20 protein-coding genes and 1 pseudogene are annotated in these 23,984 nt (G+C 50.8%); 14 read left to right on the top strand and 7 right to left on the bottom strand.

Annotated features, from left to right (window positions below; translation table 11 throughout):
- Window positions 1–78: 78 nt before the first annotated feature.
- Window positions 79–1,770, top strand: a complete 1,692-nt coding sequence (locus HNQ83_RS04670; protein ID WP_175387902.1) for a trypsin-like peptidase domain-containing protein — start codon at window positions 79–81, stop codon at window positions 1,768–1,770.
- A gap of 140 nt (window positions 1,771–1,910) precedes the next feature.
- On the opposite strand, the gene HNQ83_RS04665 is transcribed toward HNQ83_RS04670, so the two are convergent.
- From HNQ83_RS04665 to HNQ83_RS04655, 4 genes and pseudogenes are all read right to left on the bottom strand, one after another.
- A complete protein-coding gene (locus HNQ83_RS04665; RefSeq protein WP_175387901.1) occupies window positions 1,911–2,735 on the bottom strand; it encodes a TIGR02391 family protein in 825 nt (274 codons plus the stop codon).
- Window positions 2,736–3,280: 545 nt separating this feature from the next.
- Window positions 3,281–3,430, bottom strand: a pseudogene (locus tag HNQ83_RS31555) (DUF6632 domain-containing protein); the annotation flags it as partial.
- Window positions 3,431–3,547: 117 nt separating this feature from the next.
- Window positions 3,548–3,751, bottom strand: coding sequence for a hypothetical protein (locus tag HNQ83_RS04660; RefSeq protein WP_175387900.1), 204 nt, complete (start codon window positions 3,749–3,751; stop codon window positions 3,548–3,550).
- 27 nt (window positions 3,752–3,778) lie between these two features.
- Window positions 3,779–4,255, bottom strand: a complete 477-nt coding sequence (locus tag HNQ83_RS04655) for an Lrp/AsnC family transcriptional regulator (protein WP_175387899.1) — start codon at window positions 4,253–4,255, stop codon at window positions 3,779–3,781.
- Window positions 4,256–4,421: 166 nt separating this feature from the next.
- Between HNQ83_RS04655 and HNQ83_RS04650 the strand changes: the two genes are divergently transcribed.
- The 11 genes from HNQ83_RS04650 (at window position 4,422) to HNQ83_RS04600 (ending at window position 16,800) form a co-directional block, all read left to right on the top strand.
- Window positions 4,422–5,246 carry an alpha/beta hydrolase gene (locus HNQ83_RS04650; RefSeq protein WP_175387898.1) on the top strand — a complete coding sequence of 275 codons (825 nt, stop codon included), beginning with the start codon at window positions 4,422–4,424 and terminating at the stop codon, window positions 5,244–5,246.
- 1 nt (window position 5,247) lies between these two features.
- The gene (locus HNQ83_RS04645; RefSeq protein WP_175387897.1) at window positions 5,248–6,189 is read left to right on the top strand and encodes a tryptophan 2,3-dioxygenase; all 942 of its coding nucleotides are present in this window, start codon (window positions 5,248–5,250) and stop codon (window positions 6,187–6,189) included.
- A 26-nt stretch (window positions 6,190–6,215) separates the two neighbouring features.
- Window positions 6,216–7,409, top strand: coding sequence for a kynureninase (gene kynU / locus HNQ83_RS04640; protein WP_218585528.1), 1,194 nt, complete (start codon window positions 6,216–6,218; stop codon window positions 7,407–7,409).
- A gap of 124 nt (window positions 7,410–7,533) precedes the next feature.
- Entirely contained in the window at window positions 7,534–8,658 is a 1,125-nt protein-coding gene (locus HNQ83_RS04635; RefSeq protein ID WP_175387895.1) for a cupin domain-containing protein, read from the top strand.
- Window positions 8,659–8,686: 28 nt separating this feature from the next.
- On the top strand, window positions 8,687–9,628 hold the full coding sequence (locus HNQ83_RS04630; RefSeq protein WP_175387894.1) for a fumarylacetoacetate hydrolase family protein: 942 nt from the start codon (window positions 8,687–8,689) through the stop codon (window positions 9,626–9,628).
- A 45-nt stretch (window positions 9,629–9,673) separates the two neighbouring features.
- Window positions 9,674–10,690 (top strand): carbon-nitrogen hydrolase family protein, encoded by a 1,017-nt coding sequence (locus HNQ83_RS04625; protein WP_175387893.1) that lies wholly within the window; start codon window positions 9,674–9,676, stop codon window positions 10,688–10,690.
- On the top strand, window positions 10,690–11,454 hold the full coding sequence (locus HNQ83_RS04620; RefSeq protein WP_306154815.1) for an Asp/Glu racemase: 765 nt from the start codon (window positions 10,690–10,692) through the stop codon (window positions 11,452–11,454). The genes HNQ83_RS04625 and HNQ83_RS04620 overlap by 1 nt, the downstream gene beginning before the upstream one ends.
- A gap of 164 nt (window positions 11,455–11,618) precedes the next feature.
- Window positions 11,619–13,028 carry an amino acid permease gene (locus HNQ83_RS04615; RefSeq protein WP_175387892.1) on the top strand — a complete coding sequence of 470 codons (1,410 nt, stop codon included), beginning with the start codon at window positions 11,619–11,621 and terminating at the stop codon, window positions 13,026–13,028.
- A gap of 114 nt (window positions 13,029–13,142) precedes the next feature.
- Entirely contained in the window at window positions 13,143–14,414 is a 1,272-nt protein-coding gene (locus HNQ83_RS04610; RefSeq protein ID WP_175387891.1) for an OprD family outer membrane porin, read from the top strand.
- Window positions 14,415–15,244: 830 nt separating this feature from the next.
- Window positions 15,245–15,745: a helix-turn-helix domain-containing protein gene (locus HNQ83_RS04605; RefSeq protein WP_306154809.1), complete on the top strand. Its 501-nt coding sequence runs from the start codon at window positions 15,245–15,247 to the stop codon at window positions 15,743–15,745.
- A gap of 674 nt (window positions 15,746–16,419) precedes the next feature.
- Entirely contained in the window at window positions 16,420–16,800 is a 381-nt protein-coding gene (locus HNQ83_RS04600; RefSeq protein ID WP_175387890.1) for a hypothetical protein, read from the top strand.
- Window positions 16,801–17,011: 211 nt separating this feature from the next.
- On the opposite strand, the gene HNQ83_RS04595 is transcribed toward HNQ83_RS04600, so the two are convergent.
- Entirely contained in the window at window positions 17,012–18,037 is a 1,026-nt protein-coding gene (locus HNQ83_RS04595) for an AAA family ATPase (RefSeq protein ID WP_175387889.1), read from the bottom strand.
- Window positions 18,022–19,587: an ATP-dependent endonuclease gene (locus HNQ83_RS04590; protein ID WP_175387888.1), complete on the bottom strand. Its 1,566-nt coding sequence runs from the start codon at window positions 19,585–19,587 to the stop codon at window positions 18,022–18,024. Before HNQ83_RS04590 ends, HNQ83_RS04595 begins: the two co-directional genes overlap by 16 nt.
- A 110-nt stretch (window positions 19,588–19,697) precedes the next feature.
- Between HNQ83_RS04590 and hrpB the strand changes: the two genes are divergently transcribed.
- Complete coding sequence (gene hrpB, locus HNQ83_RS04585; protein WP_175387887.1) at window positions 19,698–22,220, top strand: ATP-dependent helicase HrpB; 2,523 nt, start codon at window positions 19,698–19,700, stop codon at window positions 22,218–22,220.
- Window positions 22,221–22,244: 24 nt separating this feature from the next.
- Here the strand turns inward: hrpB and HNQ83_RS04580 are convergent, their stop codons facing one another.
- Window positions 22,245–22,757, bottom strand: a complete 513-nt coding sequence (locus HNQ83_RS04580) for an HAD domain-containing protein (RefSeq protein ID WP_175387886.1) — start codon at window positions 22,755–22,757, stop codon at window positions 22,245–22,247.
- Between the two features lie 227 nt (window positions 22,758–22,984).
- Between HNQ83_RS04580 and HNQ83_RS04575 the strand changes: the two genes are divergently transcribed.
- Window positions 22,985–23,752: an NAD-dependent deacylase gene (locus HNQ83_RS04575; protein WP_175387885.1), complete on the top strand. Its 768-nt coding sequence runs from the start codon at window positions 22,985–22,987 to the stop codon at window positions 23,750–23,752.
- Window positions 23,753–23,984: the final 232 nt, after the last annotated feature.

The raw sequence follows: 23,984 nt of genomic DNA, 5'->3' as shown, positions 1-23,984 counted from the left end.
GCGACCCGGCTCAAAAATGCTACAAGCAACATCCCTTTGCGACTCTGGGGAATTATCTTTAAAGGAATAGGGTGAAATATGAATGGAGGTTTTTTCCTAAACTTCACGACCCTCAATCCGTACACCGCACCTGAAGATCTGGCAACACTTCTTGGGACGGACTACGGAAAAATCAAGCATCTTTACTACCGGGGAGAAATGAAGCGGCATTATCTTGCCTTTGAAATCTCGAAGAAAAGTGGCGGAAAACGCAGAATATTGGCACCGACCGACAAGCTTAAAACTATCCAAGGGCGGATAGCCGCCTTGCTTTCTAAACTCTATAAGCCAAGGGCTCCAGTAAAAGCATTTCTAGTTGGACAGTCTATTGTTGCTAACGCCCGGCCTCATTGTAGAAAAAAATTCGTCTTCAATATCGATTTAGAAAATTTTTTCGGAACGATCACTTTTAGGCGAGTTCGGGGTATGTTAATGGCGAAGCCCTATTCGCTGTCCCCAGAGACCGCATCAGTAATTGCCCATTTAACGACTGTAGACGGTCTGTTGCCACAGGGCGCACCAAGCTCTCCAGTTATATCTAACATGATATGTGCAAGTTTAGATAGAGAGCTTTACTCGTTGGCGAAGCGTCATCGCGCAGTTTATACACGCTATGCTGATGATATGACATTTTCATTCTATACCCCAATACAGTATGTACCTAGGCAGCTGGTGGAGTGGTGTGAGTTTGACGGCAAACCAAACCATTACAGCAGTAAGGTTGGGCATGAACTCGCCGCTGTAATCGCAACCCATGGATTTAAAATCAACGAAGACAAGGTCAGGTTGCAAGGGGGGCGTGAGCGGCAACTCGTAACTGGGCTCGTGACCAATCAAAAACCGAATGTGCCGCGACCATACATTAGAAAAACTGCAGCCTTGGTACACTCAGTAGAAAAGTTTGGCTTAGACGTTTCTACCTTGATTTTTAAAGAAAAAAACCCCAACTCGGCTGCAAATATTGAGACGCACCTACAAGGGCGATTACTTTACATAAAACAAGTAGTTGGTGAGGAGTCGGAGGTCTACAGAAGGCTTGCTCAAAGATACAACATGCTACCGATCAACTCCAAGGTTCCTAATACCCCGATAGCTACCCCGGAAGACTCCGATAATTTTAAAATCGGAAAATTCATAAAGGATAAATGTTGGGTTATTGAAATTAATGAGGAGATAAACGGCAAGCTTGTCAATAGCCAAGGCAGCGCGTTCATGATCGGTGGTCGTTTGCTGGTAACTTGCGAACACGTGCTTGCTGAGAATTTTAATGATGGCGAAAGGATTGAAGTTAATGAGTGCTTGATCAGAAGGATAGGAGACGAAAACATTTACGAGGCAAAGGTCATCATTCGTAATAAAGACCTTGATATTGCGGTGCTGAAAATCGTAGACCCTCCCGCTGGTCTAGAAGCGTTCTCGCTGGAGGATATCAAAGAGCCAAATATAGGTGATCGTGTAGCGGTTCTAGGCTTCCCGAATTTCAAGGAAGGCAGTAACGATGTCGGAGTTTTGAAGTGTAGGCTTACTAACAAGTATCCATTAAGTGGTGTGATGCATAGTGAGGTTGATAAGACTTTGTATTCTGGCAATAGTGGTGGACCTGTTATAAATACAAGCTATCACGTTGTTGGGATTGCAGCTCAAGGTGCTGCTGGTAATCCTGCAGGTAAGAACTCGTTTATTAGAGTTTCAGAATTAAAAAGGTATCTGGATAAGAGCGGAGTAATATAGTCTCGTTCGGATTTCGGTTGATTCGAACCTGGTGCGACTGATTCGGGCCTGCCAATAACAGAACGTGAGTAGGGCTAGCCCGGCAACGCTTATTTACAAGCCTTTTTTGTACTTAAGTGCATAAGTTTACATTGAAACCGCTATGGCTGGTCTGCATTAAGCCTGGACGGCATCGTTGAGGCATCAATTTTTCGATGAATCATCGACGCGAGTGTCAGCAAGTCTTCTGCATCTTTCTTCCCGATCGGCCAATGAATTCTTGCAGCATGAGCGGTGGGGTTACGGAACATACCAAACGTCCCTTTCACCAAATTGGCAAACCCCCTTTGCTCACCCTTTTCACTCTCCGTCGAAAGCGCATTGATGGCGAGCATAGGAGGAGTTCCACCCAATGCACGATCAACCAGAACAGCTCCGTCGTCTATTAGTCCAGTGCGAGCCTGTAGCTTCGAAGCTATGCTTTTCATCGCTTCGAGAACAACGTGAAAATAGTCATCTGCAAGAAGCTCTGCGCGGCAAAACTTAAGGATATCTTCATGTACTTCACGGCTGAGCATATCTTCACGTAGTTCATTAGCCCGCCGAAAAGCGTCACCTAAAGTTTCAGCAGCCTTAATAGTTTCAATTTCTCCAGAGGCTGCAACGAATAGCCCAGAAAACAGTAACGCACGGTTCAGGTTGGTCCGAAGGGGCTCGAAACGTTCGGAATGCCTAAGATACCGCTCAGGCTTCATGGCGACCCGGATGAATTTTAAAACCGCACGCCGATCGCGCCGCGAATTCTGGCTCTCAACAAATGCATTGTAGATACGGGTACGTTTAGTGATAGCACCCGGGTCGACCATTCTAGCCAAGGGGAGAAGCATACCGATCTCGGGACCTGTCAAACCCTCTTCGGTATGGCCAAGCGCCGCTGCGATGGCCTCCAATTGCGATTGCGTAAACATTGGCTCCATTTTGTCCATCCCTGTGCGTCCTCGATCTTCTATCTTCTATCTTCTACCTTCCATATCCGTCCTTCCAGTGCAATCAAAAGTGGATTCACCTGCAGCTACGGAACCTAGATGTATAGCTGACGCTTCTTGAATCGTCCCACTTTCGTAGGTCTTCGATTGACCGCTTTTGGCCGATTCTGTTGAAAAAGTCGGCCATAGTTTGCGCATCAGAAAAGTACGCGTCCGAGATTGAAATCTTTACTGTTGGCAGAGGCTTCCGGACTCGGATTTCACGTAGCAGCGTGCAAAAAAGGCGTTTTCACCAGTCAATGATCAGGCAGTTTGGGCAGACCGACTTTTTCAACAGAATCGGCCGTTTTTTGCCTGTCGCGAAGGGCTGTTTCCAAACCGGTCAGTCGTGGCAGCCAGAAAACGCCTTAGGCTGTGAAAAAAAACCGGGCACCGTCTTGAAGACTGCGTTGCTACGTGAAATCTGTCGGCGCTTGGTTGATCAACAGACCAAATAATTGCGTAGAAACGCGATTTTGGCCCGATCCTGACAGTCAAACCTGCTCTTAGGCCCCATTGTGTGTCCGGGGCCGAGCGCCCAATTGCGAGCGGGGCGTCAAGATGGCCAAGGCAACCGTCAAGATGAAGAGCGCCGGCACGTCACCTGCCAAGTGCCCCATTTGTCCCGGCTGGGTGACCGTCTGGACGGCCATGATTGCTCAGTGGAATAGGGGTAAGGGCATGAATATAGTCTTTGTCGCCAGGACCAACACGGCCTTTGTGGTCCCTCGGATGTTCATGGATAACCCCCCCGAAGATCGGAAAAGATTCAGTCAGTCATCGCTGGCATCGATGTTTATCTGCTCGCTGAATTCGACGGGAAGATGAAGCAACAGGATTGGCGCAAACTGCCGGCGCTCAAGTCGCCCACCGAGCGCAGCGGCGAGGCCGAGACCAAGTGGGTATGCCCCGACAAATTTTTTAATGAGTTGCCGCTCGTACTGAAGATGCCCCGGTGCTGCCAAGGGAGGAATCACTGGGACGCTCCTTCCTCAGCTTGACCGTTACGGATTGCGGGGCAACGGCAGCTTATTGCTCTGCTTTATCTTGTGCATGACAAACCCACTTCTTACCTCTTCCACGTGAGGCAACCCAGCCAATACCTTCCGGCTGAACGTTGCAAATCCATCCAGATCGGTGGCGACAATTTTGAGCAGATAGTCTTCCTTTCCTGAAAGGATGTAGCACTCCAAAATCTCGTCGATATCCTGAATCGAGCGTTCAAACTCAGCCGCATCCTTTTCAAGGTGCGAGGTGATATTCACAAATACATACGCCTCGATGCCTAGGCCAAGCGCTTTGCGATCGAGTTGCAGGCTGTAGCCGCGAATCACGCCAAGCTCCTCCATTCTTTTAACCCGACGCCAACACGGTGACACCGAGCTGTTCATACGCTCAGCGAGCGTTGTCATCGACATCCTGGGATCCTCCTGCAGGCAGTCCAGAATGTTGAGGTCCAGCGAAGATAATGTCTCTGTCATGGGCGTATTCCTTGTTCATGTGCGGCGCAAGGCTGCTTTAGAAACGAATTTACACAATGACCTCATCTGGCGCAAAACCATTTCACTGGATGGTTGGATGTTGGCAGAAATAGGAATAAAAGTTCTATGTAACGGACATAGACTGAACTTAAACAAGGGAGGCGACATGAACAAGAAATTAAGCGACCTCGAGCAGGCTTATTCCCCAAGCACTGCAGCCAGGGGCTACGAGCAGACCATTAAGAGGTATGCCTCTGAAAGTGCGCAAGCTCTGCGGGATTATCCCAGCCGGCAGGTGGCGTACGGTACTGATCCAGAAGAGTACGCGTTGCTGTTCGAACCTGTACAGGATAAAGCGAATGCGCTGCTGGTCTTCATCCATGGAGGCTACTGGCAGGAGCTATCCGCATTCGAGTCATGCTTCATGGCCGGTGCTTTCATGCAAAACGGGTGGTCATACGCTGCGGTGAATTACACCCTAGCTCCCCACGCGTCGGTGGCGCATATGGTAAAGCAATGCGCAGCCGCCATTTACCAACTTCATCTTTTGCAACCAGAACGAACTCTGGTTATTGCCGGAAGCTCTGCTGGTGCACACCTGTGCGCGATGATGATGAGTTTCGACTGGTGCTCGGTAGGTGCAGCTACATGTCCCGTCACCTCCGGCATACTTGTATCCGGTGTGTATGATCTGCGTCCACTGGTAGATACGTACATCAATGCGCCGCTATTTCTGAATGAATCGTCGGCCTCGGCCATCAGCCCGTTGTTGAATGAAGCCGTTACACCGTTCCCTGTGACAGTGTGTTATGGCGAGTATGAAACCCAAGCCTTCAAAGATCAAAGTGTTCGTTACGCCGAGTTTCTTCGACAGCACGAGATACCGGCGGACTGTTATGAAGTAGTGGGTGTGGATCACTTCGATATTTTGTTCGAGTTTAACAAGCCAGAAAGCAAGCTACATAAAGACACATTGATTAGGTGTAATTGAAATGAATATAAAACGGAAACGTATAATACCCGAGATTCGTAATCCGGAACTGGAGCTCAATCTGGTTCGTGATGTAAGCATCTCGACAAACGACTCGCGCAACGAAACCGTCAAATCCACTGATGGTCAGCCATTGATCGCATTCGGTGGGAAAAGCAATCCCTACATTGACTACCACCGTAACGATCTCCTATTGAGTCTGCAAAACATGCGTAGCGAGGGTCATGATGAGATGGTTTTCATCATTATGACTCAAACCAAAGAACTGATTTTCAAGGCGATTCACTATGAAACCTACAATATGCAACAGCGGATCAAGCAAGACGATATTGAAGGTGCTTTGGAGCTGGCTCCTCGAATCAAAAAGCTATTTGAGTACTTGATCAAGTCATGGGACGTCCTCTCAACCATCACAACCGAAGGCTTTAATGACTTTCGTGACTGTTTGGGGGTTTCGTCAGGGCAACAGTCTTACATGTATCGACATGTCGAATTTATTCTTGGTAATAAGTCAGTCACGCTGGCCAAAGCACATGAGAATAATCCTGACGTCTACCCACAGTTGTTCAAGGCATTGAACGAGCCGAGCTTGTACGACGACGTTTTGGCGCTCATGAAGCGGCAAGGTATCGATGTCCCGGATAGCGCGCTGGCTCGGAATTGGAGTGAGACTTACACACTTAGTGAAGGGGTTGAGAAGGCCTGGCTGCAGGTCTACGGAGAACCCTATCCCGAGAACAAACTTTACGCTCTAGGCGAGAGTCTAATTGAGTTTGCTGATCTGTTCTCGCAATACCGCTGGAGGCATTTCACCTCCGTGGAGCGCATCCTTGGTTTCAAACCGGGCACTGGTGGTTCCGCCGGTGTGGGTTGGTTGAAACACGTCGTTGAACATCGATTCTTCCCGGAGCTGTGGTCGATTCGAACGGTGTTGGGCGCATGAGTGCGTCATTTCAGAGCGGAGCAGGTATGAATAAGTTTGAAACCACACGCGAGCGCTTTCATATTCCGGAAGGCGTTCGATATTTTGATGGCAACTCGCTGGGTTTGATGCCCAAGGCGGTTTCCCCATGTGTAAATCAAGTGGTTGGCAGCCAATGGGCTGAAGGTCTTATCCGCTCCTGGCACGAAGCGGACTGGCGCCTATTACCACAGACTGCAGGACGGAAAATAGCCCGTCTTATCGGGGCGAATCCTGCTCAGGTCGTTGCTTGCGACTCGACCTCGGTGAATCTGTTCAAAGTTCTAGTCAGTGCTGTTCGGCTTCGTCCTGATCGCAAGATCATCGTCACGGACTCGGACGCTTTCCCGACAGATCTTTACATTGTCTATCAGGTTGCCAAGTTGTTCGATCTGGTGGTAGTTGCGGTGCCTGCGGCTGAGATCCTTGCACGGTTGACTCCAGAAGTTTCGACAGTGGTATTGACGCATGTCGATTACCGCAGCGCTGAGATCTACGACATGGCGGAATACACCCTTAAAGCGCATGACGTAGGCGCTCTGATCGTGTGGGATCTGTCGCACACCGCAGGCGGGGTCCCATGTGATCTGGAAGGGGACAATGTCGATTTTGCTGTAGGTTGTGGTTACAAATATCTAAATGGAGGTCCCGGCGCACCAGCCTATGTCTATGCTGCAGCTCGGCATCTGAACGATTGTGAGCAGCCGTTGGCCGGTTGGTTTGGTCATGCACGACCATTTGACTTTAGCACGGACTATAAGCCAGCCGAAGGTGTAGCACGCTTCCTTTGCGGCACTAATCCAGTGATCGGCCTCTCGGCGTTGTCGACCGCGCTCGATGAGTTCGACGGAGTTGATATTCAGGAGCTCCGAGCACGCAGCTTGGATTTGACGGACCTCTTCATTGAAAGCGTTGATAGCCAGCTCGCTGAGTTTGGTTTTCATGTCGCCTCTCCACGAGACCCGTCCAAGCGCGGCAGTCATGTATCGCTGCGACACGCACAGGGTTATGGCGTAATGCAAGAGCTAGCCTTGCGTGGTTATGTCGGGGATTTCCGAATGCCCGACTACATGCGCTTTGGTTTTGCCCCTCTTTACAATAATGAAGTTGATGTGCTTGATCTCATTTCAGAGATAAAGTTGATTATGGAGACCCGCGCGTGGGATAAGCCCGAACATAAGCAGCGCCGCGACTTCACGTAATAATTTATTGTTTTAACTTCTAGCTGCGTAGCTCTGATTATGGGGCTCTGGCTTTCTGCCGCCAATATTTTGTTGACTGGGCCGATTCCTATCAACTTACAACAGTAGGCAAACGGAGGAAACAATGGAAAAAATTGATTACGGACAGTATCGTGAAAGCACAGCCGGTCGCGCGGACGTCGATGTAACTCCAGAGCTAGTTGCTTATTATCAAGAGTTAGAAACTTTAAAGGCAGGAGCACTTTGGACCGTCGCCAACAAGATCGAGCCGTGGCAGCCGCGGTCGGAGTCAGTTCCGGTCCTTTGGAAGTACCGGGATCTGCGCCCGCATGTATTGCGATCAGTGGACCTCGTTACTCCGGAAAAGGCTGGACGCCGGGTCATCTATCTCAATAATCCAGGCAGGCAGCATGTCTCTGCTGCCGTAGGTTGGCTCTATGCAGGCCTTCAGGTCATGCATCCTGGTGAGGCAGCATCCGCCCACAGGCACTCCGCATCGGCGCTGCGTTTTATCATGGAAGGCAGCGGTGCTTACACAATCGTCGATGGCCATAAGATGACCTTGGGTGCGAATGACTTCGTCCTCACCCCAAATGGCACTTGGCATGAACACGGCGTGGAATCGGACGGAAAAGTCTGTATCTGGCAAGACGGGCTTGACATCCCTTTGGTGAACGCACTCGAAGCCGGCTTTTACGAAGTGCATCCCGATTTGGCACAAGCGGTGGGTTTCGCGGTCAATGACTCGTCTTCCATCTGGGGCGCAGCCAGCCTGAGACCCGATAATATCGGTTGGACAAAGCCGTACTCTCCGCTTTTCAAGTACGAGTGGGAGCCGACGTATGCTGCGCTAAAGCGGTTCTCGCAAACGGGCCCGGGTAGTGTTTACGATGACTCATTGATGCACTACACCAATCCAGTCACTGGTGGCCATGTTATGCCCACCATTGGCGCAAGTATGCAGCTTCTCAGAGCCGGCTTCATAGGAAAAGCGCATCGTCATACCGGCAGCTTCCTCTATCAAGTAGCCAAGGGTAATGGCTACTCGATCATCAATGGACAACGTTTTGACTGGCAAGAACGGGACATCTTTTGTGTCCCCTCCTGGGCCTGGCACGAGCACGTCAACTTGAGCCAGAACGATGACGCCTGCCTGTTTTGCTTCAGCGACCTTCCCGTCATCACAAGTCTAGGCCTTTACCGAGAAGAAGGACTTCTTGAAAACGATGGCCATCAACCCCTGTTGTGATACCCGATTAGTCTTTAAGAGGTGACATATGCGATTGGTTACATTTAGAACTGACGTTAGCGCATCCGCGAAACTGGGTGCACTGATTGAAAGTCGGGTTATTGATCTTCAAGCCTTGGCGAAACACGAAGGGTTGGAGCTTCCTTCTTCGATGCTGGAGTTTATTGATCTGGGTCGGCCCGCAGTGCAGGCAGCGAGCAATCTGCTCAGCCAATACCAGAACAACCTGCCGGTTGGCGTGAGCTATCCGGTATCCAACGTGAAGATCCTTGCGCCTATTCCCCGGCCGCGAAAGAACATTTTCGGTATTGGCTTGAACTATATCGAGCACGTGGCTGAGTCCAGTAAATCCCTCGACACGTCGAAGGAGTTGCCCAAGGAGCCAGTGATTTTTTCAAAGCCGCCTACTACGGTGATCGGCCCTGGTGATGCGATTGAACACGATGCTGCGATCACGCGGCAGTTGGACTGGGAGGTTGAGCTGGCTGTGGTAATCGGCACAGCAGCAAAGCGAATTCATTCAAAAGATGCACTTCAGTACGTATTCGGCTACAGCCTGATGATTGACATGAGCGCCCGCGACTGTCGTCGCGCAGGACAGTGGATCTACTCGAAGGGGCAAGATACCTACGCACCTTTTGGCCCTGTGATCGTGACGGCGGATGAGATCGACAATCCGCAGTCGCTCAATCTGAGCCTCAAGGTAAACGGCGTCACCAAGCAAAGCTCCAACACCAAGCACATGCTGTTCGATGTCGCAACGCTTATCGCCGACATATCCAAAGGCATCACGCTCGAACCGGGTGACATCATTGCAACCGGAACGCCGGAGGGTGTAGGGGCAGGTCGAGTCCCTCAAGAGTGGGTGTGGCCTGGAGACATTATCGAAGCGGAAATCGAAAGGATTGGCTATCTCCGGAACCCAGTCGTAGCCGTAGGCAACGACCCTTTAGCTGGTCGCGACCATTGATGCTTCATTCCAATAGGGCCGCTAATCCTAGATCGGAGGTGCACTATGTTTGATCTTCACAAGTTCCGAGCGGCAGCTGTCCAGGCGTCGCCAATTTTTCTGAACGCGGAGGCGACCGTCGACAAAGCGATCGACCTAATGAAACAGGCGTCGGATAAAGGCGCGAAGTTGATTGCTTTCCCAGAGGTATTTGTTGCCGGTTATCCCTATTGGAGTTGGATTTCCAACCCCATCCAGGGTAGTCACTGGTTTGAGAAACTGGTCAAGGCCTCGATTCAGATTCCTGGGCCAGAGATCACCAAACTAGCCAACGCTGCGGCGCGGTTCAAGATCAATGTCGTAATCGGTGTAAATGAACGCGCTGCTCACAGCGTCGGCACGCTCTACAACACGCTGGTAACAATTTCTGATGAGGGCACTATTCTTGGCGTTCACAGAAAATTGGTTCCCACATGGGCGGAGAAGATGACGTGGGCGCCGGGAGATGCCTCCGGACTGAAGGTGCATCAAACCAGTGTTGGACCGTTGGGCGCTTTGGCATGTGGAGAGAACACGAATACGCTTGCGCGCTTCGCGCTGCTTGCCCAAGGCGAGATGATCCATGTTGCGAGTTACATCTCCCTCCCGGTGGCTCCGCCGGACTATGACATGGCCGAGGCAATAAAGGTAAGGGCTGCGGCTCACTCCTTTGAGGGCAAGGTTTTCACGGTGGTGTCGTGTTCGACAGTATCGGAAGAAATCATTGAGCAGATGGAAACACTTAACCCGGAAGCCCGTCAGTTGCTGACCCGATCAAACAGCGCCTTCACCGGTTTTTTGGGCCCGGATGGTCGTGTTCTTGGCGAACCGCTCATTGATCGAGACGGTATCACCTATGCAGATATTGATCTGAATCGGTGCATTCAGCCTCGCCAGATGCATGACATCACTGGGCACTACAACCGTTTCGATATTTTTGAACTCAAGGTGAATCGCAAAGCGCTGACGCCTGTGCAGTTCACTGATCGGGCCCCCGAACCTCCGCTGGAAAGCGCCACAGCAACTGTGATCAACGAGGAGTGATGACCGTGGACGTCAGTAAGATCATCCGCATCGGCCAAATCGTGCCGAGTTCTAATACGACGATGGAAACCGAGATTCCTCAGATGCTGCGGTCGCGGGAGCTCGTTTACCCTGAACGCTTCACCTTCCACTCCAGCCGGATGCGCATGAAACATGTTACGGCTGAAGAGCTTAGACTCATGGATGCTGACAGCGACCGCTGTGCTCTAGAACTCTCGGACGCACGTGTTGATGTCTTGGGGTATGCCTGTCTTGTAGCGATCATGAGTATGGGTTTGGGCTATCACCGTACCTCTGAACAACGCCTCCACCATCGAACAGTCGAAAATGGTGGCGCAGCACCGGTGGTTACAAGTGCGGGTGCGCTGGTAGAAGGAATCAAAGCCCTTGGTGCCAAGAAAGTCTCGATTTTGACACCCTATATGAAGCCTTTGACTCAGTTGGTGATCGATTACATCGAGAACGAAGGTATAGAGGTTGTCGACAGTATCTCTTTGGAGATTCCTGACAATCTGGAGGTCGCCAATCGTTCCCCTCTCGCACCCGTAGAGATTACCAAGAAGCTGAAAACAACAGGCGTCGACGCCATAGTTGCTTCGGCTTGTGTTCAGATGCCGTCATTGCAATCGATCCAACTAATCGAGGACAGGGAGGGGATCCCGGTGCTGTCCTCCTCAGTGGCTACGACGTACATGATGCTTCGAAAACTTGGCTTACCCACACGAGTTGATGGATTCGGCGAATTGCTCTCAGGCGCTTATTGAAAAAACTCCCGCGCAATTGCTCGGCTGCAACTGTGCATGCTGCGCGGCCTTGAAACATAAATCCAATAACGCGCTAGTGTTCTAGCGCGAATTTAAGTCTGCCCTCAACCATCGTGAAGCTTGCGTGCGCATTGCTCGCGAAATAATAAGTACAGTGAGGAAACATGAGCGGATCAGAACAGCAGGGTCAACAACTTCAGCGCCGGCTTTCACGGCGGCATATTCAAATGATTGGTCTCGGAGGTGCGATTGGCACTGGTCTCTTTCTTGGTAGTGCAGGGGTCATCAAGTCCGCAGGACCAGCGGCGATTTTGGGATACGCATTTGCCGGGCTTATAGCGTTCCTGATGATGCGCCAGCTAGGTGAAATGCTGGTTGATGAGCCTGTATCCGGCTCTCTTGGGCACTTCTCGGATAAATATTGTGGTAGATTTTTTGGTTTTCTTGCTGGTTGGAACTATGCCGCAATGTATCTTCTGGTCGGGATGGCAGAACTAACCGCCCTCGGTAAATATATTCACTACTGGTTCCCCGACATCCCTTTGTGGATGTCAGCGGCTGGTTTCTTTGTATTTATTAACCTATTGAATACCTTGAATGTCAGGGTTTTCGGTGAGGTTGAGTTCGCTTTCTCACTGGTCAAGGTCATTGCGATCCTTATGATGATCGGGTTTGGAGTGTACCTGCTGTCAACCAGTTCAGTCCCCGGTGCGACGGTCAGCAACCTTTGGACTCACGGCGGATTCATGCCAAATGGACTTTCAGGGGTCATTCTTGCGCTGCCGTTCATAATGTTTGCATTTGGCGGGTTGGAGATGGTTGGGTTCGCTGCAGGTGAGGCAGAGAATCCCAAAACAACCATCCCCAGCGCTGTCAATCAAGTACTTTTCCGAATTGGGATTTTCTATATAGGTGTTTTAGTAGTTTTGTTGTCACTTATACCATGGGATGTATTGGTTGAATCGCTTAATACTGCAGGAGACGCCTATAGTGCCAGCCCGTTCGTGAAGATTCTTAACTTGATTGGTAGTACTCATGCGGCTGACATCCTGAATTTTGTAGTGCTTACTGCGGCGCTGTCCGTGTACAACGGGGTCGTTTACTGCAGTACTCGACAATTGCACAGCCTGGCGCAGCAGGGGTCTGCTCCTGCAAAACTACTGAAGCTGAATAGGCATGGCATTCCGATAAATGCACAAATCGCAACAGCTATTATCACTGCGGTGTCGGTAGGTTTGAATTTCTTATATCCTAACGGAACGTTGGAGTTGTTGATTGCACTCGCCGTATCCATCACGATCATAAACTGGGTACTCACCAGCGTAACTCACCTTCGCTACAGAAAGTTCAAGGCCCGTACAGAAAAGACACTTTTCCCCGCTCCGCTTGCACCGCTAAGCAATTATTTTTGTATTGTATCTGTGCTGGCGATTTTCGTGGTAATGGCGTTTATTCCAGGTGTCCAAGTTTCTGTGATAATCGCGCCGTTCTGGCTGCTGGCTCTATATATCACCTATCGCAAGATGAACCATCCGACACAGTCGACACTGGCAGGTAGTCAACTCAAGGGTTAAAAAGTAATCGATAGAGAGGTCACAGTCGTGCATGGATATGGCACGGCTGTGATTCACACTATCTCAGATGTTGTACGTGCACCTCAATAATTATAAATACACCAAAGGTTTGCTATGAATAAAGCAATATCACTAGCGGTCGTGTGTGCAGGCGTTTTTTCTTTGGAAGCCCATTCAGATGAGTTTGTCTCAGATAAGGGCTTTCTGGAAGATAGTCATCTCAATGCTCTGGTACGAAATGCCTACATTAGTCGCGACTATCGTAATGGGAGGCAAGATAAGGCTGAATGGGGACTAGGCACAATTGCAAATTTCCAGTCAGGCTTTTCAGAAGGGACAGTGGGCTTTGGAATTGATGGCTTTGCTGCCAGCGCGATCAGACTCGATGGTGGAGGTGGCAAATCGGGCGCCAATGGCATCGATTTCTTCAAGCAGGACTCCTCAGGACATCCCGCCGACACACTGAGCAGAGTCGGCACGTCAATCAAGCTGCGATATGGAGAAACTTTACTTCAGTATGGAGAGTTGAGGCCGACGCTTCCCGTACTGAACCATGATGATTCTCGCCTATTACCGGAAAGCTACACGGGTTGGATGCTGACTTCAAAAGCCGTGCCTTCGATGACCCTAACGACAGGTCATTTTTCTGGTGAAGTCCGCAAAAGTGCGACAAGCCGTGACAGTGGGCGCTTGAAACAAATTGATGTGATTGGGGGACAGTATGATCTTTCCCCGACAGCCACCTTCTCTCTATATGCGTCAAATGTAGAGGATCGGCTGAAGCGCTACTATGTAGGGGCAAGCAAAACGTTTCTTCTATCCAGTCAGCAGTCGGTGTCACTGGATTTTAACGGATATCAATCAGATATTGATAAAGATTTTTCGGACTCGCTGGGTACTGGAACCGATAACAAAATCTGGAGTGCTGCGCTTACTTACTCGATAGGTGCACATCAGTTCATGCTGGCTCACCAGCGCAGCAGCGGCGATGCTGGCTATATCTACGGGGGCTACCAAAGCACTGGATACGTTGGTGATGGAGGGGGGAGCATATTTCTATCAAACTCCTATTGGTCAGATTTCAATGCGGAAGATGAGCGCTCCTGGCAGGCTGCTTACACGCTTGACATGAAGGAGTATGGAGTTCCTGGTCTTTCCTATCGAGTGGCTTATGTTCGGGGAACCGATATTCATGCTGAGGATAATGTCGGTAAAGAACGAGAGATTTTTACACAGCTCCAGTACGTCGTTCAGAACGGTCCAATGAAAGACTTTAAAGCGAAGCTGCGTGGCTCGTGGCTCCGTGTTTCCAACGATGTACGTAGCTATAATGAAGACGGCAATGAGATTCGCCTTTACCTTGACTATCCAGTCAGCATTTTCTAGCCTGCTAAACTATAACTTCCTAATCCCAATCTTAGGGGCACCGCATCGCTAGAAAAAATCTTGGATACACCTGCTCCGCTCTTGGAGCAGGTCTAGACCGAAGAAAGCTGGGGTACTTCACCCCACAGCTGTTTTTTTACTTATCAAAACGAGCAAAGTATATGACCAAAGTTGTACCAACTTAATCATTATAAAACCGCTATTACTTTATTTCAGGTAATAGAATCGATGTTGAGACCTTCCGTGATCTTTTCGACTCGGTCCCGTTCGGCGTAGGTATGCTGTCGAAGCAGACTACCGAGGGACTAAGAATGCACGCCAACTAGTGCGATAGGGTGAGGGGGCGTTTAACGCAATCTGTGCCAAAAGCGGTCGCAGTTCTTCGGCGATTTTTTTCTGGTGGTCACGCAATAGACGGAGGAGACCGCGCCGGTGATCACCGCAACGCGATTCTTGTCATTTCTCATGACACCACCTCGATCAGTTTCATACGTTGTATTCGGCTTGAGCTGTGCGACATGGGGATGTCACTAATGCGTGCAATTGTGTGCACACCCAGCCTGAATGCTGCCCACACTTTGTCGACTAACACCCTCTCTTAACAAGGGGGATGAGAAGCGCCGTAAAAGAATCGTGATCGAACTTAGTGACTAGATTGGTGCCTGGGAGTTGTAGGTTTGGTCAATGGGGAGTGACTGCTTTTGGCTGTGGATTCAACCGGTCGATGCAACAGATTGGCTAAATCGTTCAGCGGTCGATAGCGCAGTTCTTTTCCGCCCTAGGGGCTCCGCTTCGCATGCTGCGGCAGTCTTGGGGGGCAGCGCGAGCAGATGGCACTAGCCTACTGTGCAGTTGCTCTAATAAAACTAGCATTTAAAAAATACGCTCCTGGAACTACATTGCGGAAGACAAAAATATGTAATATTTTTTGCGATTTGTTTTTTTGTTGCATTCTTGAATTTTACAATCAAAAAAACATGACAAATTTTGCAGAGATACCACTTCAATACCCTCAATGCTGGAGGCTCGATATAAGTAATCGAATCCTATTCGATGGTGTCAATCAAATACACTTAACAAGTATTGAGAGCGTAATTGTAAAAAGCATGCTCCTCAAGGAGGATCGCGTAATCAGTAAAGCAGAGCTAATTAGTAGTATTGGGAGAGATCCTGATCTCTATCGCGGCCTGCAGATGAGTTTGAGTAGACTGCAAATAAAATTCAAGAAAAACGCTGGAGGAAGTCATCTCTTTCGCACAGTCAGAAATCGTGGCTACTGCCTCACTCAAACCATACATATTAATGGGGGAGCCATCTCGGGGGGGGCGTGAGGTAAGCGGCAATACACCCCTCGCATGGTCATATGGCTGATGATGACTAACGAAACTATGAGTTTAGAGGGGGCGTGGGCGCAGCGTTCAAGATGAGTGAGTTCACTTTTTACGATTGACCTTGCGCTTGGATACTGGTGTAGCGGCTTTGAAAAAAACTGTCGCATAACTTCTAAGTTATGCGACGACTCACTCGGGCTTGACGGTAAAGGCCTTGTGATGTCGTGTGAGTCTGTCGCAGGTTCTCAATTATCTGCGATATGAAATGCGATAGATGTGACATTGAGAAGGTGGGATGGTAATCCGATATGCTCGGGCACCCCCACTCCGGCAAAAAATCTGGAGTCGCAGCAAGGCCCGCTGGCGAGTTTGTGTCTGTCACGACTGACCGGTTGAATCCACAGCCGATTGCTGCCCTTCGTGAGAGGCTGCAATCAGCCCACTGCGTAATTGCATGGACTGACCACCCATCAGTTTCTTACCCAGGTTCGATCGGCTGCTTTTGGCCGATAACTGCCCGTCACTATGGGCGCATCGTTCGAGGGTTCTGACGACGATCAGACGCTTGATGCCCAAAAGAGGCGGAGAGTTGATTCTGGCAAATGACGAGCAGACATTTTCTTGCGATTTACTCTGATACGCTGCTCAAACACTCGTTCACAGGAGTTGTTCGCATGATTGGCAAGTTCATTTCGACGGGTTTCAGTTTGGCCACCTTGCCTGCCCGCCTGACTTTTCGCAGCGTCCGCGCCTTGACCATGACGCCTGCCGAAGCTAGGCGCCTGCTGGCGGACATGCGTCAGGCATCGGATCAGGCGGTGCAGGAACTCCAGGGGCTGTTGGCCAACCTCGATGCGGACATGACCCACAAAACGGCGCACCTCAGTGCTGCCGACAAGCGCCTGGCAGCCGAACTGGCCCTGCACGCCGCCGAACAACACCTGAACATGGCCGCGATCAACATTCTGCGGGCCGTCTGGCTGACGCTTCACTCGACGCCGAACTTGCCGCCAAGCGAGCTTGATAAGCGTCTTGAACAGACGCGTAACGACTAACAGACCGTCCGGCGGATCGGTCGATCCGAGCGAGAAATGGGAGCTCAGCATCCTTGAATCTGCGCTTCATGTCGCTTTTGGCCGATTGCCGCCTGTCGCGTAGCGCAATCGACCGATTCTGTTGGAAAAGTCGGGCGTGGTTAACGACAGCCGGGAGTTTGCCAAAGCTGCATCTGGTTCCCTCTCGATTGTTTAGGAGGTCGTAGAAAGCTCAACGCTTATGGATTTTGAAAAGCTTTTCTGGCGCAAAAAATATTCCCCCTTTGGCTCGTGAACAAGCAACGTAGAGTTTGTTCCTGGTTTTCGGCACTGACTCATGCAGCCTACCGCCGAGATACTGAGTCCATATCTTTGGCCCCATGACTACGCAGATGTCATTGAAGTGATCTAGGCCTTTGCTCGCTCCCCAGTTTTGCGAAAAACAACCGTACTTGTGATGCTCTTGATAGAACAGCTTCACAATGTCCGGATTGGCATGCAGCTCGTCCGCCTGAGCCTGAGTGGTGACCATAGTCAGTTCGCTTTCACGTTCATTGTGAGCAGCTATATCGATACGCAGATGAGTGCTAATGAAGTCGCAGACCGTCGTCCCGCACCGCCAGCTCCGGTTTAAGGTTTCTTTGTCTACGGTAATGCCGTTATCTCGAAATCGCTTCTCGTAACGAACCATATCGTCATGAAGGCTGCTGTTGACTGCCCCATCACGACTCGTGTCAAAGGTGTGCTGGTAAAAGTCACCGACGAACATCATGTCAGCCTTCGCTTTAGACATGGCGAGCAGTAGGTTGAAGTCATGGCCAGCAAAGTCCTGCACTTCATCGACATACACGCAATCGTAGAAGCGCTCGAGCCGGGCCAATACAGCGGGCACGCATCCCTTTACCTCCAACAACTTTGCGAGCCGATTGTGGTACAGCCTGCCACTTGCGTCTCGGAAACGTTTGATCTCGGAGAGTGGCAGTTGCACGTTGGGGGGCAGCCTGAAATTCAGTCCTTTGGTGTTTAGCTGGGACTGCATCAATGGTCGAAAACAAAAACCGTGAAGAAAAGAAAAGTAAGTCATCAACGAGATGTTTTTGGGAATGACGCCGAATTTTTGGATGATCTTGTTGCGCAGGTGATGGTGGTTGTTGTCGGTATACGTAATGATCAGAGCACGTTGATCCAGGTTAAGTTTTTCGATGATCAGCGACGTTTTGCCTGAACCTGCTACCGCGAAGATCACTCTCTTATCCATGCGATAGCCTCCTGAATATATTTTGGGGCGACTAGATCAGAGGCTTTTTTCATGAGCAGTTCGAAGGCAGCATCAGCCTTGTTTTTCAGCATGTACTCCTGGACGGTTAGTGTTTTGCGACCTGCTTCAAAAAGGTCATCACATGCTGCCTGGTTGTCTTCATAGAAGCTGATTTCGAATGTCGATCGAGCATTCTCGGCGTCTGCGAAAATTTTCGAGTTTTCGTAGAGGCAATCTTTGTAATTTTCGACACAGTTTTGCTTGTAGTTTTTATCGTTATCGCGGATTGCTGCTACCTTGATGCCGAGAAGCTTGGCCAGCTCAAGATAACGCTTGAAGCTTGTCCCTCCGATCGAAATGATATGCACCTCGTCTGCCTGAGGTGACTTACCATCAGCGTATTTTTTGTAGAGTTCCTCAATGAGAATGAACTCCGCATCGCCCTCGACCAGCATGACTTTCTTCGAAAGAGCGAACTCCAAGACGTTGTTGTCGGGGGCCTTCATGAAGAAGTTGGAGGTGCCGTCGGATAGAGCTTTCAGTCGCCCTGATTTCTGATCGGTTCCCAGTAGCAACGCATGGCGAAGATCAAGCCGAGAGCAGATGTGACTGCTATGAGTAGCGATGAACAGTTGTGTCTCTTTGGTGTTCGAAAGCTGCTCGACCAATTTTTTCATATTGGTATGACTCAGATGATTCTCTGGTTCTTCGAGAAGAAGCGCGTTCAGCCCGCCTTGAGCTTCGTGTTTGCGGAGGGCGAATTGAGTTTTGATGAAACACTGTTCACCCTTGCCCCGATGCTCGATGGGTATTCCATCCTTCGTAATGATCAGATCTGTCTCTAGGTTCGAGCGTATGCTGGTTCTCAGGCCGAACTGGTATGGAGTGAGCTTCGCGTTCAGGCCCGACAGTTTATCGTCGCGAAAGCCCTCCTTGCCGCGACGATAAAGATTCTCTAATTGATAACGCTCTGCCACCGCCGCGTTGAAGCTGAACACCGTGCGTGTGTATTCACGGGATGCGTATTCACTGTCTATCCGAGAACTATCAAGCAGCAGGTGTTTGACGGGCCGCTTGAAGCTGGTGTGCGGTCCTCCCGAAAATGTCGAAAAGGTAACGGTGTAGTACTCGAAGGGGAAGTTCTGAGGATCCTCCTTTAGCACCTGTACAATTGCAGGGTGGTATTCATCTACCGGGGCGATCTTCATGCGCAGGCCATCAGTCATCGTACCGATGAGATTCTGAGTGCCATATAGACCTTCCTCTTTGCCCTCTTCGAGGAAGACATCCACGATCAGTTTAGGTAGTAGATCGATTCGCTTAGAGCCTTTCAAAAAGTCATGAACGGCTGATTGGGTGATCAAAGCTTCGTATCCGATAGCTTCCACCCGGCTGCGACTCGCGGTGAGACTCAGATCAAGTGCCAGCAGCACACTGCTCTTTCCGGTTTCGTTATCCCCAATCAACACATTGGTGCCGGAATCAAAATCGAGAGTCAATGCATCGAATTTTTTAAAATTCTGCAGGATCAATTTCTTGATGGATGGCATTGCAGTTCCTTCTTGCCAGTTGAACGTCAGTGTTGGTTTGGCGGTTCGTACTTTCTAAATCGGTCGAACTCCTTCACCCGTTATACTGCTCAGTCTGCCTGGGAGTCACCATGAATTCTTTGCCAATCGACGCCGTTATGCCGGCACTTCTCCAAGCGTTGAATGCCCGTAACGAGGTTGTACTGCAAGCCCCCCCTGGTGCCGGTAAGACTACTCGCGTGCCATTGGCCGTCCTCGGTGAAGAGTGGCTTGGTGAGCAGTCCATCCTGATGCTTGAGCCTCGCCGATTAGCTGCCCGTGCCGCCGCAGAAAGACTGGCCAGTGAGCTGGGGGAGAAGGTAGGTGAGACCGTTGGGTATCGTATTCGCCTAGAAAGCCGCATTGGTCCAAAAACTCGGATTGAAGTAGTCACTGAAGGGATTTTGGCGCGTCGCCTTCAGGATGACCCGGCTCTTGAAGGAGTTGGGCTGGTTATTTTTGATGAGTTCCACTCGCGAAATCTTGATGCAGATCTTGCTTTGGCACTCACTCTCAATGGTCGTGAATTACTGCGTGATGAGCAGCCGCTGAAGATTCTCGTGATGTCAGCAACACTGGAAGGTGAGCGTCTTTCGCGATTGCTCGAAGACGCACCGGTAATCACTAGTGAAGGCCGGATGTACCCCGTATCCAACCTCTGGGGGCGCCCATTTCAGGCCGGTGAGTTTATCGAGCCACGAGTAGTTCAGGCGTGTCTGGATGCAATTGAAGAGCAACACGGCAGCATCCTCGTATTCTTGCCAGGGCAAGCGGAAATTCGAAGGGTCCATCAGCAGCTAGCGCAGATGCTCGGCGAGCGAACCGACATACTCCTCTGCCCGTTACATGGTGAACTCGACCTAAGTGCTCAGCGTGCTGCGATTGATCCCGCTCCTCGCGGTACGCGTAAGGTCGTGCTGGCCACCAACATCGCCGAAACCAGTCTGACCATCGAAGGTGTAAGAGTAGTAGTTGACGCTGGTCTTGAGCGCGTACCCCGTTTCGATCCGCGGAGTGGAATGACACGTCTCGACACTCAGCGTATTTCCCGAGCGAGCGCCACGCAGCGCGCAGGGCGCGCAGGGCGATTGGAGCCAGGGGTATGTTATCGATTGTGGTCAGAGGCTCAACATGAGCAACTCGCTGCCTATAGCAGTGCGGAGATCATCCAAGCTGACCTAGCCGGGTTGGCATTGCAGTTAGCTCGCTGGGGTGTGGCACCCAGCCAGCTTAAGTGGCTTGATCAACCACCTTCGGCGGCGTTTTCTCAAGCGCGTGATTTATTGCAAAGCCTGGGCGCGTTGCATGCTGATGGGCGTCTTAACGCGCATGGTCAAGCTATGGCTGAAGTGCCAGCACATCCGCGAATTGCTCACCTGTTACTTCGTGGACATACGTTAGGGTTGGGGGCCATGGCCTGTGATGTTGCAGGCTTGCTTGGGGAGCGCGATATTTTGCGCGGTTCAGGCACAGACCTTCACACTCGCCTAATGATGGTATCAGGGGAAGATAAGTCTCAGCGCGGTGTTCAGGGAGGTGTGCAACGAGTACGTCAAATTGCGCGGCAGTACCGGGCATATCTGCGTGGCAAATCGTCGGAGCCTGTCAGCGATCCGGATCATCCGCGTTGGCTCGGTGCTTTGCTGGCGCTGGCCTATCCCGACCGTGTCGCCCAGCAGCGGCGAACCGGTGGCGCGGAATATCGCTTGGCCAACGGGCGTGCCGCGCTGTTCGCCGAAGCCGACAGTCTGATGAAACAGCCATGGCTGGTGATCGCCGATCTTGGCAGCCGTCAGGGGCAGCGTGAAGAGCGAATTTACCTGGCGACGGATTTAGATCCGGGGTTGTTCGAATCAGTGCTGGCCGATCAGGTGCGAGTGGTCGATCAGCTGGATTGGGATGAGCGCGAAGGCGTGTTACGTGCAGAGCGTCAGCGAAAAGTTGGTGAATTAGTTCTTGCCGCTGAGCCGTTAACTGGACTCAATGAGGGCGCACGAACACAAGCCCTGGTTGACTTAGTTCGCCGTAAAGGGCTGGAGCTCCTGCCTTGGGCACCAGAGGTGCGTCAGTGGCAATCGCGTGTAGCATTGCTTCGTGAGCTTGATCTGAAAGATGGGAAACAAAGTGTGTGGCCAGATCTGAATGACGTTGCTTTGCTCGAAAATTTGGAGGAATGGTTACAACCTTATTTGAGTAATGTGAGCCGTTTGAGCCATTTTGGACAGCTTGATTTGTCCTCCATTTTGACCAACATTCTTCCCTGGGCTTTACAAAAGCTACTTCAAGAAATGGCACCCACCCACATCACGGTGCCTTCGGGCTCGTCTGTGAAGCTGGACTATAGTGAGACGCCACCGGTTTTGGCTGTGCGGTTACAGGAGCTATTTGGTTTGGCTGACACTCCGTGCATTGCAGGCGGCCGTCAGACACTAAAGCTGCACTTGTTATCTCCTGCTCGCAGACCAGTTCAGGTCACACAGGATTTGGCTAACTTCTGGCGCAATACCTATGCAGAAGTGAAGAAAGATCTGAAGGGGCGTTACCCCAAGCATTACTGGCCAGATGACCCATTGGTAGCTGAAGCAACAGCACGTGTAAAACCGCGTAAGATTTAACACTCAATTCGCCCGGCCTGCTGGTTACCCTTGTAGTGCGCAAATATCCCCAAGGCGTCTTTGAAGTTCTTTTTGGGTCTGGACGGAACTGAGTCCGAGGTCGGGGGCGCATGCGATTAGATGTTGCGCTGAGCTCTCTGCCCATCCTTGTACGTCGTCATCAAGGGCGATCCAGTGCGTAAGCTGTGAGCGGGCAGCGTAGCGGCAGATCTGGTCGTATCTTGTCTTTCCGTCCCATTGGTTTTCATCCAGCCATCCTTTGGCCATTGAACTGTGCCACGTGGCACCGATAACTCGCTCTCGCAGCTCGAGAGGTAGGTAGCCAAGCACTCGCTTATAGCCAAGATGGCGAACCCAACTGGTGCTCAAGACTAACGAGATCATCGGAAAATCGTCGAGAATATTGGCAAGAATCGGCGCCCAAATGAAAAGCGCACCTTCAGCCTGCAGTGTCGGCCCTTGGCGAGACAAGTAGACGGCGTCAGGGTGTAGAACGCCGTCAAAATCAAGGAAAAGGGTATGCGTATTCTTCTGCACTGCGTTTTCTTCTGTGTATGGCCCTCACCAAACAACTTGGGGGCGATTGGCCAGAGCGTGTTCTCCGCTCACGTTGCCTTCTCCAGTGTTTTCGCGGGAGCAAAATATGCCCAAAGCATATTAGTTAGGGTATCTACAAAAAGCTTAGGAACCGTGCCATAAGTTTAATAATGCTCCACGACATCTTCCTGAAACGCAAAGCGGTAAGGTAGGAGAAGATTCGTACTATGACTGACATAGAGCAAGCGGTAGACGTACTGCAGAACGCTAAAAAGGTGGTCTTTTTCACTGGGGCGGGTATCTCCGCCGATAGTGGTATCCCCACGTATCGCGAAAAGCTTTCTGGAATCTGGACAGGTTACGATCCGAGGGATTTAGAGACGGCCAAAGCCTTTCGAAAGAACCCTGCATTGGTATGGGGATGGTATCTGTGGCGGCGGCTCCGAGTCGCTCAAGCAGAGCCAAATGCCGCACATCTTGTGATACCTCGCATTGCTAACTCACTGCGCCAGGTTTCTGTTATCACCCAGAATATTGATGACCTCCATGAGCGAGCAGGCTCGTTAAATGTGGTGCATTTGCATGGCAGTTTGGAAATGCCCAAATGCTACGCCTGCCATCGGCTCGCAGTTTTGCCACCAGATTATTCAGCAATACCAGACGAAGGTGCTCTGTTCGAGCCTCCTCGATGTCAGCGTTGTAACGGCAAAATGCGCCCTGCGGTGGTCTGGTACGGAGAGGATTTGCCGCCCCAGGCTTGGAAGGCCGCAGTCCACCTTGTGAAGGATTGTGATCTGCTGATCTCCGTCGGCACCTCTGGGATCGTCATGCCTGCGGCGGGTCTTCCCGACCTTGCGTTGGCATCTGGTGCTTCAGTAATTCATGTGAATAAGGCTGACGTCGCAATGGGTGAGCAGAAGGAGTTCATGCTGATCGGGGCTGCCGCCGAAGTACTGCCGATGCTGCTCGAGAGGATAGCGGTGGGGAAGTCCTGAGGACTTGAGCTTTGAAGCTACGTGTTGAGCACGCATTTCTGATCTGCCCAATAGGCCGCAACGGGTGTCAGAGGTGTATTGGCGGACGCTTACGAAAACGGGTTTATAGGGAATTATAGAGCGATTATAGAGCGATTATAGAGTGACAGGATGCCAGGGTGTGCTTTGGCTAGGTGCAGGTGTTTACGAGTTTTTTATCTACGACCACATTGTTTCTTGCTTCTCCCCATCC

The organism is Pseudomonas sp. C2B4 (assembly GCF_013359695.1).
Classification (GTDB): Bacteria; Pseudomonadota; Gammaproteobacteria; order Pseudomonadales; family Pseudomonadaceae; genus Aquipseudomonas.
Note: the sequence above shows the minus strand (reverse complement) of the source record. Positions and strands in the feature narration are given on the sequence as shown.